Annotated in this window: 16 protein-coding genes; 8 read left to right on the top strand and 8 right to left on the bottom strand. The window is 71.9% G+C overall.

Annotated elements, in window-relative coordinates:
- Positions 1-63: 63 nt before the first annotated feature.
- Entirely contained in the window at positions 64-1,965 is a 1,902-nt protein-coding gene (locus tag OG994_RS27310) for an NAD-binding protein (RefSeq protein ID WP_120329574.1), read from the bottom strand.
- 94 nt (positions 1,966-2,059) lie between these two features.
- On the opposite strand from OG994_RS27310, the gene OG994_RS27305 reads away from it, so the two are divergent.
- The gene (locus tag OG994_RS27305; protein ID WP_120329573.1) at positions 2,060-2,566 is read left to right on the top strand and encodes an MSMEG_6728 family protein; all 507 of its coding nucleotides are present in this window, start codon (positions 2,060-2,062) and stop codon (positions 2,564-2,566) included.
- A gap of 53 nt (positions 2,567-2,619) precedes the next feature.
- Complete coding sequence (locus tag OG994_RS27300) at positions 2,620-4,149, top strand: FAD-dependent oxidoreductase (protein WP_328851436.1); 1,530 nt, start codon at positions 2,620-2,622, stop codon at positions 4,147-4,149.
- A gap of 71 nt (positions 4,150-4,220) precedes the next feature.
- Here the strand turns inward: OG994_RS27300 and OG994_RS27295 are convergent, their stop codons facing one another.
- From OG994_RS27295 to OG994_RS27280, 4 genes are all read right to left on the bottom strand, one after another.
- Positions 4,221-4,991 (bottom strand): enoyl-CoA hydratase/isomerase family protein, encoded by a 771-nt coding sequence (locus tag OG994_RS27295; protein ID WP_328851435.1) that lies wholly within the window; start codon positions 4,989-4,991, stop codon positions 4,221-4,223.
- An 86-nt stretch (positions 4,992-5,077) separates the two neighbouring features.
- On the bottom strand, positions 5,078-5,746 hold the full coding sequence (locus OG994_RS27290) for a DUF998 domain-containing protein (RefSeq protein WP_120329570.1): 669 nt from the start codon (positions 5,744-5,746) through the stop codon (positions 5,078-5,080).
- A gap of 13 nt (positions 5,747-5,759) precedes the next feature.
- Complete coding sequence (locus tag OG994_RS27285; protein ID WP_120329569.1) at positions 5,760-6,179, bottom strand: VOC family protein; 420 nt, start codon at positions 6,177-6,179, stop codon at positions 5,760-5,762.
- 35 nt (positions 6,180-6,214) lie between these two features.
- Positions 6,215-6,613 carry a helix-turn-helix domain-containing protein gene (locus tag OG994_RS27280; protein ID WP_120329568.1) on the bottom strand — a complete coding sequence of 133 codons (399 nt, stop codon included), beginning with the start codon at positions 6,611-6,613 and terminating at the stop codon, positions 6,215-6,217.
- A gap of 124 nt (positions 6,614-6,737) precedes the next feature.
- Here OG994_RS27280 and OG994_RS27275 point away from each other — a divergent pair, with 124 nt between their 5' ends.
- On the top strand, positions 6,738-7,511 hold the full coding sequence (locus tag OG994_RS27275; RefSeq protein ID WP_328851434.1) for a MerR family transcriptional regulator: 774 nt from the start codon (positions 6,738-6,740) through the stop codon (positions 7,509-7,511).
- Positions 7,512-7,549: 38 nt separating this feature from the next.
- On the opposite strand, the gene OG994_RS27270 is transcribed toward OG994_RS27275, so the two are convergent.
- Complete coding sequence (locus OG994_RS27270) at positions 7,550-8,431, bottom strand: LysR family transcriptional regulator (protein ID WP_328851433.1); 882 nt, start codon at positions 8,429-8,431, stop codon at positions 7,550-7,552.
- A 118-nt stretch (positions 8,432-8,549) separates the two neighbouring features.
- Between OG994_RS27270 and OG994_RS27265 the strand changes: the two genes are divergently transcribed.
- The 3 genes from OG994_RS27265 to OG994_RS27255 all read left to right on the top strand — a co-directional run bounded on the left by OG994_RS27265 (position 8,550) and on the right by OG994_RS27255 (position 11,011).
- Positions 8,550-9,404: an aldo/keto reductase gene (locus OG994_RS27265; protein ID WP_120329565.1), complete on the top strand. Its 855-nt coding sequence runs from the start codon at positions 8,550-8,552 to the stop codon at positions 9,402-9,404.
- Between the two features lie 69 nt (positions 9,405-9,473).
- A complete protein-coding gene (mgrA, locus tag OG994_RS27260; protein WP_204985228.1) occupies positions 9,474-10,505 on the top strand; it encodes an L-glyceraldehyde 3-phosphate reductase in 1,032 nt (343 codons plus the stop codon).
- A gap of 101 nt (positions 10,506-10,606) precedes the next feature.
- Complete coding sequence (locus tag OG994_RS27255) at positions 10,607-11,011, top strand: RidA family protein (RefSeq protein ID WP_328851432.1); 405 nt, start codon at positions 10,607-10,609, stop codon at positions 11,009-11,011.
- Between the two features lie 641 nt (positions 11,012-11,652).
- Here the strand turns inward: OG994_RS27255 and OG994_RS27250 are convergent.
- Positions 11,653-12,432 (bottom strand): transposase family protein, encoded by a 780-nt coding sequence (locus OG994_RS27250; protein ID WP_328851431.1) that lies wholly within the window; start codon positions 12,430-12,432, stop codon positions 11,653-11,655.
- 493 nt (positions 12,433-12,925) lie between these two features.
- Entirely contained in the window at positions 12,926-13,789 is an 864-nt protein-coding gene (locus OG994_RS27245; protein ID WP_328851430.1) for a helix-turn-helix transcriptional regulator, read from the bottom strand.
- A 100-nt stretch (positions 13,790-13,889) separates the two neighbouring features.
- Here OG994_RS27245 and OG994_RS27240 point away from each other — a divergent pair, with 100 nt between their 5' ends.
- Together OG994_RS27240 and OG994_RS27235 are read left to right on the top strand one after the other, a co-directional pair.
- Positions 13,890-14,609 (top strand): SDR family oxidoreductase, encoded by a 720-nt coding sequence (locus OG994_RS27240; protein WP_328851429.1) that lies wholly within the window; start codon positions 13,890-13,892, stop codon positions 14,607-14,609.
- 130 nt (positions 14,610-14,739) lie between these two features.
- Positions 14,740-15,156 carry a hypothetical protein gene (locus tag OG994_RS27235; protein ID WP_328851428.1) on the top strand — a complete coding sequence of 139 codons (417 nt, stop codon included), beginning with the start codon at positions 14,740-14,742 and terminating at the stop codon, positions 15,154-15,156.
- The last annotated feature ends 145 nt before the right edge of the window (positions 15,157-15,301 follow it).

Here is a 15,301-nt window from a genome sequence, read left to right as displayed (position 1 = left end):
GGCGTGTCGCGGCAGTAACTTCATGATCGACGGGGCTGGCTGACCCCGGGGCGCGGCGCGCGGTCAGCTGTTCGGGAGTGCGGGGTGGCGGCCGGGGGTGTCGTCGTCCGGACTGGCCTTCGGGGGCCCGCCGTTGCTGCCGTTGCCGCCGTTGCGGGGCGTCGCGTCCGGTTGGTCGCCGCCCGGCTGCACGGGCAGGGTCGGATGGGGCACCGGCGGCGCACACTGCCGGGTCAGCCAGTCCAGCCCGGCCCGGCGGGCGACCACGGTCAGCCGGTCGCCCGCGAAGATCACCTGCCGTGGGTCGAGGTCCCGCCACCAGATCGTCCGCCCGCCCCCGGCCGGTGTACGGGCGATGAGGCGTACCTGGCCGTCGCGGGACACGGCGCCGAGCGGGCGCCCGTCCAGCTCGGAGCCGGCCGCCACGGGCACCTCGGCCACCGGCAGCGCGTGCCGGCCGACCGGGATCGTGGCGATCACGGCCCGCTCGGTCAACGCGCCCGTGAAGGCGGGTGCCGCCAGGTAGGAGACCGACCGGGAGACACCGAGGTTGAACGCCTCCTCGACCCGCTCGGCGAAGTCGTTCTCGAACAGCCGCAGCACCACCCGCAGGTCCGCGCGGATGTCCCGGGCGGCGAGGGCCGCCTCCAGGTTCGCCACGTCGTCCGTGGAGACGATCACCAGTGCCTGGCAGTCGGCCACCGAGGCGGCCTCCAGCGTCTCCGGCTGGGCGGCGTCGCCGACGATGAGCGGCACCTCCAACTGCCGGGCCAGGGTGCCGCCGCGCGGCTCCGGGTTCTTGTCGATGGCCACGACCTCGACGTCGTACTCGCGCAGCTGGGCCATGACCCGCGTGCCCACGTTGCCGAGACCGACCACCACGACGTGCCCCGAGCGGTGCGGCTGGAGCCGGCCGGTGTGCAGGGCCAGCCGGGCGTTGACGATCCCGTCGACCACGACGGCGGTGATGAGCGGGATCAGCGCCAGCCCGGCGAGGTTCAGCACCACCTGCATGACCTGCTCGTACGCCGACTGCTCGGTGTCCGGGTCGGCGCCGCTCAGCGTGGTGACCAGGGTGAGGTAGAGCGCCTCGGCGGGCGAGACGTCCCCGGCCTGCGCGATCAGCGCCCCGAGCAGCACGACCACGGCGAGCACGAACATCATGGCGATGCCGATCTTGCGGGTGGCGAAGCCCCGGACCGCCCGCAGCAGCACGGCGACGGGCCGGCGCCGGCGCCGCGCCCGGACGAGCCGCCGCGCCGCGACCTCGGTGCCGGGTGGCTGGCCGGTCGCCTCGGCGAGCACCAGGTCGGCCGTGGACGGGTCGGCCGGGAGCAGCACCATCCGCTGCGGGTCGCTCTGGTCGGCCAGCCCGCAGACCACGTCCTGCTCGCGTACGTCGGCCCGGCGCGCCAGCCGCAGCGTACGGCCCCGGTGCTGGAAGTGCGTCGGGTCGACCTCGCCGAGCGCCGCCGCGACGAACGCCGGCGCGGCCATCTCCGCGTCGGAGAGCACCTCGACGGGAGCCTTGAGCAGCGTACGGACGCCGTCGGCGAGGGTGCCGTTGAACATCCGCAGCACCTGGCGGACGTGCCTGTCGACCGCCTGCGCGCAGAGCGCGGCGTGCAAATTGCCCACGTCGTCCTGGTCGAGCAGGGCCACCCCGGCCGCCCCGGGCAGGTTGGCGGCCCGGAACGTCGCCTCGTCGAGCCGGTCCGAGCGGACCACCCGGACGCCCTTGAGCGTCGCCACGTCGGCACCGTTGGAGCGGTGCCGCTCCGGCACCACGACGGTCACGCGCGCACCGCCGGCGGGGAGGTCGCTCTCCAGCAGGGCCTTGGCCACGTAGTAGGCCAGCGAGTCACGCCCGCAGACGACGTAGTGCGGGCGCGGATCGCCCGCTGGTCGGAGCCGCCAGTTCCACTCGACCGCCCGACGTGCCCGGTCCCGCCACGGCTCCCCCATGCCCGGATCGTAATCACGACGACCACGCTGAGCGAGACCTGCCGGTTCGTCCCAGGCCAGGCATGGGGCCCGGACCGGCGGGTAGAGCAGCCGCATGCAGACCTTCCTCCCGTACCCGGACTTCCTGGCCAGCGCCCGGGCGCTGGACCAGAAGCGGCTGGGCAAGCAGCGGGTGGAGACCATCCAGGTCCTGCGCGGGCTGACCTGGCCGACGTACGGGTGGCGCAACCACCCCGCCGTGAAGATGTGGGCCGGGTACGAGGAGGCGTTGACCCGGTACGGGCTGGACATGTGCGCCGTCTGGTCCGAACCCGGTCGGGCGGACACCTGCGCCGCCACCATGACCCGGGACCTCGCCGCGGCGTGCGGCGTCCAGACGGTCCGTACGCAGGAGGAACTGGCCGCCGCCGGTGAGCTGCCGCCCTGGCTGGGCCGGGAGGACCTGCACCTCAGCCACCGGTCCTCCCTCGTGCGGAAGGACCCCGCGCACTACCGCCCCCTCTTCGGCGACGTGCCGCCCGACCTCGAGTACGTCTGGCCCGCCTCGGACCGGGAGCGCCGCTGCCTCACGGCCGAGGCGAACGGAAGAGACCCTTCCTGACGTCATGCGTTAATGAGGGCACTTCCTTGTGTGCCGGCCGGAGGAGGTCCGCCATGGCGCTGTCCCGTCTGGTCGGTCGGCTGCTCGGCGTACGGCCGCACACGGTCGACCCCGGCGGCGGTGGCGCGCCGCGGGTGCCGCATCCGGTCGCGGCGGTCGTGGTGGGCGGCGGGGTCGCCGGCATGTCGGCGGCCGTGGTGCTCGCCGAGCGGGGCGTACGGGTCACGGTGCTGGAGGCGGCCAAGTCGCTCGGCGGGCGGCTGGGCGCCTGGCCGGAGCGGCTCGCCGACGGGACGCAACAGGTGGAGCACGGCTTCCACGCGTTCTTCCGGCAGTACTACAACTGGCGGGCGATCCTCCGGCGGATCGACCCGGCCCTGGGCTTCCTGCGGCCCGTGCCGGGCTATCCGATCCTGTCGGCGCGGTGGCCGACCGAGGAGTTCGGCGACCTGCCGGCCGCGCCTCCCCTGAACCTGCTCGCCCTGCTGGCGCGCAGCCCGAGCCTGCGCCTCGCGGACCTGCGGCGCATGGACCGCGACGCGGCCCTGCCGCTGCTCACCTACCATCCGGTGCGCACCTACGCCGACCTCGACGCGAGGACCGCCGACGAACTGCTCGACTCGCTGCGGCTGCCGGACCGGGCCCGCGCGATGCTCTTCGAGGTCTTCTCGCACTCGTTCTTCAACCACGAGGCCGAGATGTCGGCCGCCGAACTGGTCGCGCAGTTCCACTTCTATCTCCTCGGAAACGGGGAGGGGCTGGCCTTCGACGCGCCGGACGAGGACTACGCGACGGCGATCTGGGCGCCGCTGACCCGGCACGTCGAGCGGCACGGCGGGCGGGTGCTCACCGGGACGCCGGCCGCCGCGCTGCACCGCACCGACGGCGGCTGGCGGGTCGTGGGCGGTGACGGCGCGGCGTACGACGCCCCGTACGTCGTGCTGGCCGTCGACCCGCCGGCCCTCGCCGCGCTCGTCGACGCCTCCCCCGGCCTCGCCGCGCACGCCCCGCGGCTGGTGGCCCGGATGCCCGCGTTCGGCACGCCCGGCCCGCCGTACGCGGTGGCCCGCTACTGGTTCGACGGGGACGTACGCCCCGACCGGGCGGTCTTCAGCGGGGTCTCCCGCCAGTCCACGCTGGACTCGGTGACGCTCTACCACCGGCTGGAGCGGGAACCCCGCCGGTGGGCCGAACGCACCGGCGGCAGCGTGGTGGAGCTGCACGCGTACGCCTGCGAACCGGGCGTGCCCGCCGCGGAGCTGGCGGAGCGGATGCGCGCCGAGCTGGCGGCCCTCTGGCCGGAGGTGGCCGGGCTGCGGGTCCGCGAGCTGCGTGCGCGGGTGGAGGCGCGGGCGCCGGCCTTCACCCCGGGCAGCCACGCCGCACGGCCGGGGGTACGCACCGACGCGGCGGGCCTCCTCCTGGCCGGTGACGGCATCACCGCGGGCATCCCCAGCGCGTTGATGGAACGCGCGGCGGCCACCGGGATCATCGCCGCCAACCACATCCTGCGCGCCGAGGGTGGGGCCGCCGAGCCGGTGCGCTCGGTGCGTCCGCGCGGCCTGCTCGCGAAGCGACGGTGACCGGGCGGGCCGGGGAGCGCCGGCACGTCTACGGTGACCGGTACGTCCGGCGGACGCCGGCCCCGGCTCGCTCAGTCGGCCGGCGGCGTCCAGGCGAAGCGGGGCGTACGCCGTTCCCGGACGGCCGCGACGCCCTCCCGCGCCTCGCCGCTCTCCCGCGCCGTCCGGTGCCAGTGGGCGATCCGGTCCGGGCCGGCGCGGCCGTCGACGATCTCCTTGGCGGCCGTGACGCTGATCGGTGAGCGCGCGGCGATCATCGAGGTGATCTCCTCTACGCGGTCGGTGAGCCGCTCGCCGGCGACCACCTCGTCGACCAGGCCGATCCGCAGGGCCCGCTCGGCGTCGATCAGCTCGGCCGTGAACAGCAGGTGCTTCGCGGCGGACGGCCCCACGAGCCGGGCCAGCCGCCGCGTGGTCGGTGCGGGGTAGACGATGCCGAGCCGGGCGGGCGGCACGCCGAACCGCGCGTCGGCGGTGGCGATCCGCAGGTCGCAGGCGGCCGCGAGCTGGCATCCGCCGCCGACGCACGCGCCGCGTACGGCCGCGATGGTCGGCTTGGCGAAGGCCGCCAACCGCTCCTCGGCGACGACCGCGATGCTCCCGTCGCCTGCGGCCAGCAGTTCGTCGAGGTCGGTGAGGTCGGCGCCGGCGCAGAACGTGTCGCCCGCGCCGGTGAGCACCAGCGCGCGGACCGCCGGGTCGGTCTCGAGTTCGTCGAGCAGCGGCGGGAGCTGCCGCCACATGGCCGGGGTCATGGCGTTGCGCCGTGCCGGGTTACGGATGACCACCGTCGCCACCGGCCCGGCCACCTCGACGACGAGTTCCGCGTCCGCCACCGTCACCCTCCTCGCCCGGTGCCGGTGACCCTAACGGCGCGGGCCCGGCGGCCACCGCACGGGGTGGCCGCCGGGCTCGGACGATGCCGGTGTCAGCTCCGGCCGGTCCGCACGACCTGGGCGAGGACCGCCGTCACCCAGACCCAGCCGGCCGTCACGGCGACCCCGAAGCCGACCATGGTCACCGGCCCCGGCGCCACGATCATGGCGATCCAGGCCACCGCGAAGTAGGCGCCGACGGCCAGGCTCAGCCCGGCGCGGACACGGTCGCCCGACCGCGCCGATCGGCGGGCCAGCAGCACGGCGGCCACGATCAGCGAGACGAAGGCGACCGCCGCCGCGAGGAAGTGCAGTCCACCGTGCCAGCTGATCTGCCCCGGACCGCGGGGGGTGCCGGCGGGGAACCCGTCGCCCGGGTCGGCGCTGAAGACGCCGGCGCCCACCAGCCCGATCCCGTAGAGGGTGAACAGCCGCGGCAGCCAGACGGTGCCGTCGGGCGCGACCCGCGTGAGCGCCCGCGCGGCGCCGATGGCGAGCAGACCGGTGACCAGGAACGTGAGGATCTGGATCCAGCCCAGCTCACCCGTGCTCAGCACGCTCACCGGGTGGCGACGGAAGTCGAAGCCGTCCCGGGTGAAACCCTGGACGAGCGCGGACCCGACGAAGATCGGGCCCGCCAGCATGCCCCCGACCAGCAGGAGCCGGTCCCGGCCGACGGCCTCGGCCGGGCGCGCGAGGGGGAACGTCATCGCCTTGGTCACCGGTCCGCCCTCCTCAGCCCTGCTGCCGCATCTGGCCGATGCGGATCTTGTTTCCGAACGGGTCGCGGATGCCGAAGTCGATCCCGTAGGGCCGCTCGGTCGGCTCGTCGGTGATCTCGACGCCCTTGGCGACCAGCGTCTCGTACGTCTTGTGCGCGTCGTCGGTCGTGATGGAGAGCCAGCCCCCCATGGCGCCCTTGGTCAGCAGCTCGCGGACCTGCTCGGCGGTGGCCGGGTCGAGCGCCGGCGGGCCGGGCTTCTCCAGCAGGATCTCGCGGTCCCGGTCGCCCGGGACGTTCACCGTGAGCCACCGCATGAAGCCGAGGTCGACGTCGGTGTTCACCTCGAAGCCGAGCTTGCCGACGTAGAAGTCGAGCGCCTCGTCCTGGTCGAGGACGTAGATCTGGGAGCGGGTCAGTGCGTTCATCGTCATGCCCAAGACGCTAGAGGGCCGCACCGACCTGCTGCTTATCCAAAACTGCTGGGTCTGGTCCAGGCCTTCGTGAAGCAGGTCGGCACGTTCGCCGGCACCTTGCGCCTGCGGTACTCCGTCGGGGACTCCCCGACGATCTGCCGGAACGTGCGGCTGAACGTGCCGAGGCTGCTGAACCCGACGGCGAAGCAGATGTCGGTGATGTCCTGCTCGGTCTGCACGAGCAGGTACATGGCCCGCTCGACCCGCCGCCGCTGGAGGTAGCGGTGCGGGGTCTCGCCGAACGTGGCGCGGAACGTGCGGATGAAGTGCGCCTCGGACACGTGGGCGATGCGGGCCAGCGCGGGGATGTCCAGCGGGTCGGCGTACGCCCGGTCCATGGCGTCCCGGGCGCGCAGCATCGCCCGGTTGGATTCCTCGACCGCCCTGCTCATCGGTCCCCTCCGCGTGCCGTCACCCGACAGGCTAGTCCCCGGACCCGGCCGGCTCGACGGACGGCCGGGCCGGTGCCGGCCGCGGGCTTGCTCCTGACGTAACGGCAGGTCATAGCGTGGCCGCATGGGTGGTCGGCACGAGGTCGGACAGCGGTGGAGCGTGGGCGAGCTGGCCCGCGCGACGGGCCTCACGGTCCGCACACTGCACCACTACGACGCGCTCGGCCTGGTCTCGCCGGGCGAGCGGTCCGCGCGGGGGCACCGCCGGTACACGGCGGCCGACGTACGGCGGCTGTACCGCGTCCGCGCGCTGCGCCAGCTCGGCCTGTCACTGCCGGAGATCGCCGGGGTGCTCGACCGCACCGACGGGGAACCGGCGGACCTGCGGCGGCTCCTCACCGCGCAGCTGGGCGAGGTACGGGCCCAGGTCGCGCGGCTCGCCCGGCTGGAGTCCCAGCTCGGCGAGTTGGTGGCACAGCTGGACGCCGAGGACGTGCCGCAGCCCGAACGGTTCCTCACGACCCTGGAGACGATGTCGATGTACGAGCGGTACTTCACCGAGGACCAGCGTGACCGGCTCGCCGAGCGCCGCGACGCCCTGGGCACCGAGGCCGTGGACGCTGCCCGCGCCGAGGCGGGCACCCTGATCGCGGAGGCGATCCGGCACCACCGCGCCGGGACGCCGGTGACCGACCCGGCCGTACGCGAGCTGGCCGGCCGGTGGAGCGCCCTGGGCGCGCTGCTCGGCACCGACGGACCACGGGAACAGGCGTCGGCGCGCCGCTTCTGGGACGACCACCGCGAGGAGATCAGCCAGCGGATGCCGTGGCCCGCCGACGACTTCGTCGGCGCCGTGGAGTACCTGCGCCGGGCCCGGCTCGCCGTCGAGGCGGGCTGACCGCGGGTCGGCCGGCGGGCCGATGTCCACCGCGCCGGTCAGACCTGCCCGGCCCCGGCCATCCGCAGCAGCTCGACGGTGGCCGGGCCGGGCGGCGCGGCCGTCGGCACGGCGATCGAGACCTGCCACGCCGGCGCGTCCTCCGCCGCGAGCGTCGCCACGTGCAGCCCCTTGGCGTGCGCCTTCCGGGTCACCGGGGCGGGCACGAGGGCCACGCCGAGATCCTGGTGGACGAAGTCCAGCAGGGTGTGCACGTCGTTGACCTCGACCGAGATCCGGCGCTCGACCTGCGCGAACGTCTGGTCGTTGACGCGCCGGGCGCCCCAGTCGGCGCTGAAGTCGACGAAGTCCTCGCCGGCGAGCGCGGCCACGTCGACGGTGTCCCGCTCGGCGAACGGGTGCGCGGGGTGGCAGAGCAGCACCATCCGCTCGGCGGCCAGCGGCACGAGCCGTACGCCGTCCGGGGCGGGGCCGGGGAGCGCCACGAACCCCACGTTGAGCCGGCCCAGCCGGATCTGCTCGACGACGTGTCCCGAGCCGGCGTGGCGCAGCCGGATCTCCACGCCGGGATGCGCCCGGCGGAACGCGGCCAGCAGCGGGGGCAGGTCGATGACGCCGAGGCACTGCTCGGTGCCGACGGTGAGGCTGCCCCGCAACAGCCCCCGCACGGCGGCCACGGCGTCGCGGGCCGCCGCGGCGCTGGCGAGCGTCCGGTGCGCCTCGGCGAGCAGGGCCCGCCCCGCGTCGGTCAGCTCGACCCGGCGGGTGCTGCGCACGAAGAGCTCGGCGTCGAGATCCCGCTCCAGGGCACGGATGGAAGCGGATAATCCGGACTGCGCCACGCGCATCCGCTCCGCCGCTCGGGTGAAGTGCCGCTCCTCGGCGACGGCCACGAAGTACTCAAGGTGCCGCAGTTCCACGACTGAGCAGTCTAGGTGCTGAATCTGAGCGGTTTCTGCTGTTGGACGGCGGGGGCCGTCCCGTTGAAGGCTGGAGCGGGCGCCGCGAGGGCGGCCCCGTGACGAGGAGGTTCGTGCCATGCAAAGCCGCCGCATCGGCGACGTTCAGGTGAGCGCGATCGGTCTCGGTGGCATGCCGATGTCCATCGAGGGCCGGCCGGACGAGGAGCGCTCGATCCGTACCATCCACGCCGCGCTGGACGCCGGGATCAACCTGATCGACACCGCCGACGCGTACCACCTGCACGCCGACGAGGTGGGCCACAACGAGTCGCTCATCGCCAGGGCGCTGGCCACCTACGGCGGCGACACGTCGCACGTGCTGGTCGCCACAAAGGGCGGGCACCTGCGGCCGGGCGACGGCAGCTGGACGATCAACGGCTCCCCCGAGTACCTGAAGCGGGCGTGTGAGGCGTCGCTCAAGCGGCTCGGTGTGGACGCCATCGGCCTCTACCAGCACCACCGCCCGGACCCGAAGGTCCCGTACGCCGAATCCATCGGCGCCATCCGCGACCTGCTCGACGAGGGCAAGATCCGCATGGCCGGCATCTCGAACGCCGACCCGGACCAGATCCGCGAGGCCCAGGAGATCCTCGGCGGCCGGCTGGTGTCGGTGCAGAACCAGTTCTCGCCGGCCTTCCGCTCCTCCGAACCGGAACTGGAGCTGTGCGACCAGCTCGGCATCGCGTTCCTGCCGTGGTCCCCGCTGGGCGGCATCGGCCGCGCCGACCAGTTGGGCGGGCACGCCGCCGCCTTCGCGGCGATCGCCGAGCGCCACGGAGTCAGCCCGCAGCGGGTCTGCCTCGCCTGGCAGCTGGCCAAGTCCCCGGTGGTCATCCCGATCCCCGGCGCCAGCCGCCCGGAGACCATCCGCGACTCGGCCCAGGCGCCCGAGCTCACCCTCACCGCCGACGAACTCGCCAGCCTCGGCTGAGCCCCGACCCGCCGAACGGGGGCGGTGGCGCCGCGCCGCCACCGCCCCCGACCCAGACGAAGGAGAGCAGTGGACAGCACGTACGTCGCCGCGCCGGAACGGTACGGCAGCATGGAGTACCGCCGGTGCGGCCGCAGCGGCCTGAAGCTGCCCGCCGTCTCGCTCGGGCTCTGGCACAACTTCGGCGGCAACCGGCCCCTGGAGACCCAGCGGGCCATCCTGCGCCGCGCCTTCGACCTGGGCATCACCCACTTCGACCTGGCCAACAACTACGGCCCGCCGTACGGGTCGGCCGAGGAGAATTTCGGCCGGATCCTGGCCGGCGACTTCCGCCCGTACCGCGACGAGCTGGTCATCTCCACGAAGGCCGGGTACGACATGTGGCCCGGCCCGTACGGGGAGTGGGGCTCCCGCAAGTACCTGACGGCGTCGCTGGACCAGTCGCTGCGCCGGATGGGCCTGGAGTACGTCGACATCTTCTACTCCCACCGCTTCGACCCGGACACCCCGCTGGAAGAGACGATGGGTGCGCTGGACGCGGCTGTACGGGCCGGCAAGGCGCTCTATGTCGGCATCTCGTCGTACTCGCCGGCCCGCACCGCCGAGGCGGCGAAGATCCTCCGCGACCTCGGCACGCCCCTGCTGATCCACCAGCCGTCGTACTCGATGCTGAACCGCTGGATCGAGGACGGCCTGCTCGACGTGCTGGAGCGGGAGGGCGTGGGCTGCATCGGCTTCTCGCCCCTGGCCCAGGGCATGCTCACCGACCGCTACCTCGACGGGGTGCCCGCCGACTCGCGAGCACGCGCGCAGAGCTCCCTGTTCCCCGAGTGGCTGACCGACGAGAACCTGGGCAAGATCCGGGCCCTGAACGCCATCGCCGCCCGACGCGGGCAGAGCCTCGCCCAGATGGCGATCGCCTGGACGCTGCGCGACGCGCGGATGACCTCGACGGTGCTCGGCGCGAGCAGCGTCGCCCAGTTGGAGGCGAACGTGGCGGCGCTGGAGAAGCCCACGTTCACCGACGAGGAGCTGACCGAGATCGACAGGTACGCCACCGAGTCGGGGATCAACCTCTGGGCTACGTCGAGTTCGGCCTGACCAGCCGCGTCCCGTCCGGCCCCCCGAACCACGTCCCGTTCGGCCGGCCGCCACGGTGGCCGGCCCGGATCGGTGTCCGCGGCCGACCTAGGGTGATCGCCATGGCCGACATCGACTTCGCCACGCCGCCGACGCTCCCGCAGCCCAACGGGTACAGCCACGTCGCCACCATCGGTCCGGGCCACCGGCTGGTCTGGACGTCGGGTCAGGTGCCGATCGCCGCCGACGGCACCCCTGGGCCCGCTGGCGACTGGGAGGCCCAGACACGCCAGGCGATGCAGAACGTCGGCTTGGCCCTGACCGCCGCGGGCGCGACCTGGGACGACGTCTTCAAGCTCACCATCTACGTCGTCGACACCTCCGCGCTGGCGACCGTACGCGCGGTACGGGACGAGTTCGTCAACGTGGAACGGCCGCCGACCAGCTCGCTCGTCCAGGTGGCAGGTCTGTTCCGACCAGATCTGCTGATCGAGGTCGAGGCGGTCGCCGCGATCGCCGACCGCTAGACCCCACGTGCGAGCGTGCCTGGTGGATCTGGAGCCCCCGGCCGGGATCGAACCGGCGACATCTCGCTTACAAGCTCTGTGCACCGCATCCGCACACGTCCGGGAACGGCTGCAAGGTCGAAGCTCTGTCCGTCCCTGCGCTCGCCAGCGTGCCGCCGTCCGGCGGCGTTGCTGTCAGCGTTGCTGTCGACAGCCGTGCCGCCGGCCCGTCAGACTGACCCGTTTGTCCCCTGCTTCTGGTCCTGGTCCCGATCGTCGTGGACGTCCTGAACCCACGGATGCCGGCGACCCGGTTGCTGACGCTGCCGTGGGGCATGGCCGTCGAGCAGCTCCTCAGTGCCGTGGCTGTCAGGTGAAGAAGTCGGTGAGATCGCCCAGCGGCGTATTCGGCGGTGCCAAAGCGGCAGAGAAGAGCAACCACATACCGCGCGGCGGACTAAAGAGCGCCTCCATCATGCTGTTCCCGCCCATGTGGCAGGCTGCCAGCCATGCTTCCTCATGATCGTCAAAGCCAATCGGATCTGTCGTCGAGCCGATGGGCTGAGGGTGACATCGTCTGGAGGCTTAGAGGTGGAGCCGAAAAGAACACTAAAGGACGTCTCGTAACTCGGTGAAGGCGTTGCCCGGTAGGGGGTGGCCGGTCACCCTGCCAGGATGGTGTTGTGCAGGTGGGCGATACCGGAAGCGGTGTCGGCCAATGTGCGGGCGGCGCGGCGGTAGTCGCGCAGGATCTTGAAGCACTTCATCCTGGCCAGGGCGTGTTCGACCTGCGCTCGGACGGTGCGGTGCTGGGCGTTGAGGTCTTGCTTCCAGCCCGGTAGCGGGCTGCCGTCGCGTGGCTTGCGATACGGCATGATCACCTCGCGGTTGCCCTGGTAGCCGCCGTCGGCCATGACCGGTCGCCCGTCCAGCTTCTGATCAATGCCCGAGGTGCGGTAGACGATCGTGTCGTTGCGATTGCCTGGCTGCGGGTCGCCGAGGGCGATGACCAGGCGGGTGCTGGCGTCGATGGCAACCTGCAGGTTCGTCGAGTAGCGGTAGTTCTTGCTCGGAGCGGCCAGTCGGTGGTCCCGGGTCGGGATCAGGGTGCCGTCGACGATGGCGATCTGCTCGGCCGGCCGCCGCCGCGCCGGCGCCAGTGCGAGGAGCGGGCCGAGGGTGTCGATGACCCGGTGCGCAGCAGAGTGCGACACCCCGAACAGCGGGCCGATCTGTCGCATCGTCAGGTTGGTCCGCCAGTACGCGGCCACCAGCAGCACCCGGTCGGGCAGGTCGAGTGCCCACTGCCGGCCCGGCCGGCCGTCAGCGATGGCATCCCCGCCCCGCTCGGCGACCAGGCGGACCAGCCGCCGGAACTGGGCGGGCTGCAGCCCGGTGAACGGAAAAATCCACTCGGTCCGGGCTGCGGAGATCACCTGCACCCAGGCATCCTCGATGATCGTCCTCAGCAGACAGACACCGGGGTTACGAGACGTCCCTTAGTCGCCTCATACTCGCTTTCACGACAGCAGGAGGCTTGGGGTCTGCTGCACCGGTAGGTGACGACCGAGATGGCTTGCGCTGGTGGCGGGCTGGAAGGACGTCGCTGTGCCCAAGCCCTACCCTCGTGAGTTCCGCGATGATGTCTGCGGGTGGCCCGTGACCATGATCCGGGCGTGACGGTCGAGCAGATCGCGAAGGACTTAGCCCACCCGGTGACCCGTTCTGCCACCCGCCGAAACCCTGCCCCGGCGACGGAGGTCGCGCAGTGTCAGCTTGGGAATCGGATTGATTCACACGGTGGGTAGCCGCGCCGGCTGGTCGAGAAATGCGTAACGTTCGGGTTGAGGCCGTCGACGTGCCCAGCGTGAGCCGGTGTTGACCTCTGCATCGGGCACGCATCGGGCACGAGCTGCCAGAGCCGCTACTCGACCGTCATCCCGCCTGCCGCGCAGACAGTGGGGTGAATCGTTCGGTGCCGGTGACGCGGAGCAGGTCGAGCGCCGAGCTTTCGGGTGTGCCGGGTGCGGCCGAGTAGACAATGAGAGTTTGATCGGCGTCCGGTACCAGGAGGGTGTCGCAGTCGAGGATGAGCGGCCCGAGTTCGGGGTGCTGGATGGTTGTTGTGGTGGCGCGTAACTGTTCCGAACGCCCGGCTCGCCACAGGTCGTCGAACCGGTTGCTGCCGGAGCGCAGATCGGCGATGAGGCGGTTGAGGTCGGGGTCGCCGGGGTAGCGGGCCTGGGCGGTTCGCAGGCACCCGACGCAGTGGGCGGCCGTTGCCGCCTCCTCCTCCGGTGTCAGCGTTATTCGGTCCGGGTCGGTGCTCAGAAAGCGCTGCCGAATGAGATTGCGTTGCGCGGGTGGCCATTCGGAGAAGTCGCCGAAGAGCGCGGCAGCAAGGGGATTCCAGGCGAGGATATCGGACTTGGCCGACAACACCACGGCGGGCAGGTCCGACATCCGATCCAGGAGCCGCAGCACGCTCGGACGTATCAGCATCGGGACGCGTCCGGCCTGCGGCGGCTCGGATCCGGCCAGCCGGAATACGAGGTCGCGGTCGCTGTCGCTGAGTCGCAATACCCTGGTCAGCGCGCCGAGTACCTGGCTGGAGGGTTTGGGGCCGCGTCCCTGCTCGAGCCGGACCACGTAGTCGACGCTGAGGCCCGCCAGCTGAGCGACCTCTTCGCGGCGCAGCCCCGGTACCTGTCTGCGCGGCCCGGTCGAGAGGCCGACGTCGACCGGTCTCACCCGTGCGCGTGCGGTGCGCAGCACCGCCGCCAGTTCGGCTTTGTCCACGCATCCATCCTGCCGCAGCACTGAAGCCTGGGGGTGGTACCGCGGGTCCCATGCCTGGGCAGCCCTGGCGGGCGGCAGACGCGGCGGGGACGCTATCGGCATGGCATCAACGACGACTGCTCTGGTTACCGGGGCGAACAAAGGGCTGGGACGCGAAACCGTACGTAGGCTCGCGGGGCTGGGCTGGCAGGTGTTCCTCGCCGCGCGGGACACGACGCGCGGCATGGCGGCGGCGGCCGAGCTGGTCGGCGACGGGTTGAACGTGGAGTTCGTACCGCTCGATGTGACCTCGGATGAATCCGTCATCGCGGCTGCCGGAACGGTGAAGGCGCGTGCGGGGCGGCTGGACGTATTGGTGAACAACGCCGGCATCGGTGGCACGAACAGCGCTCCGGCCGATACCCCGGCGTTCGATCTGCGGGAGGTGTTCGAGGTGAACGTGTTTGGCCCGGTCCGAGTGACACACGCGTTCCTGCCACTGCTACGCGCCGCCGAGCACCCCCGGATCGTGATGGTGTCCAGCGGAATGGGATCGGTCGCCACAATCACCGATCCAAGCCTGAGCGGATTAGTGCCCCCCACTCTCGCTTATCCGGCGTCGAAATCGGCACTTAACATGATCACCACTCAATACGCCAGCGCATTGAGTAATATCAAGATCAATGCGGTCGATCCCGGCTACACCGCCACCGACATGACCAACAATTCGGGTTTCCAAACGGTGACCGAAGGGACCGATGCAATCGTACGGCTGGCCGATATCGGCCCCGACGGACCGACCGGTGGGTTCTTCGACCGCACCGGCCCCGTTCCGTGGTGACCGTGGCCGTCCGCTTCCGCGGACCGCTGACGTCCGGATCAATGGGCGCGGGATCGGCACCGCGTGTCCCCGCCGCTGATCCTGTGTCTGATTGTATGGGTGTGGGATCGAGACAAGAATGGTGAGCACTGTGGGAGACCGTGATTCGAGCAAGGGGAGCGACATCCTGTCGATCGGGTTGCATCCGAGCACCGTGGACTACAGCCGGTACCCCGGTCTGGACGAGGCGACTCTGGCCGCACGAATCGAGGCGGGCGAGGCTGCGCTGCGCGTGGCCGGATTCGATTTCGTGTCGTGCCAGGTGCCTGCTGTGCCGGACGAGGCCGAGGCGAAGGTGCGCGAGTGTGCCGCCACAGGGTCGTTTCGAGTCGCGATGATCGGGGCAGGTGTGCGGATGGCACCCGAGCACACCCTGCTGTTCGAACGGCTCGTAAATGTGCTCAATGAGATGCAGCCGGGTATCAAGTTTTGCTTCAACACCTCACCGGAAACCACGATCGACGCGCTGCGACGATGGGTGCAACCGACGCAGCGCGACAAGGGCTGACAATCGGAACCTTTGACCAGAGCCCGCAGGTCTACTGCGATGAGGCCGTGGTGGGGTTGCGGCACGTGTACCCCGGGCAGGCCCCGGCCTGCCGGCAATAGCCGACGCGAGGGGATCGCAGAGGCTCCGGGGCCAAGGGCGGCCC

Origin of the sequence: Micromonospora globbae, from assembly GCF_036184225.1 — a bacterium.
GTDB classification, from domain to species: Bacteria; Actinomycetota; Actinomycetes; order Mycobacteriales; family Micromonosporaceae; genus Micromonospora; species Micromonospora globbae.
This window is presented reverse-complemented; position numbering and strand designations above follow the sequence as displayed.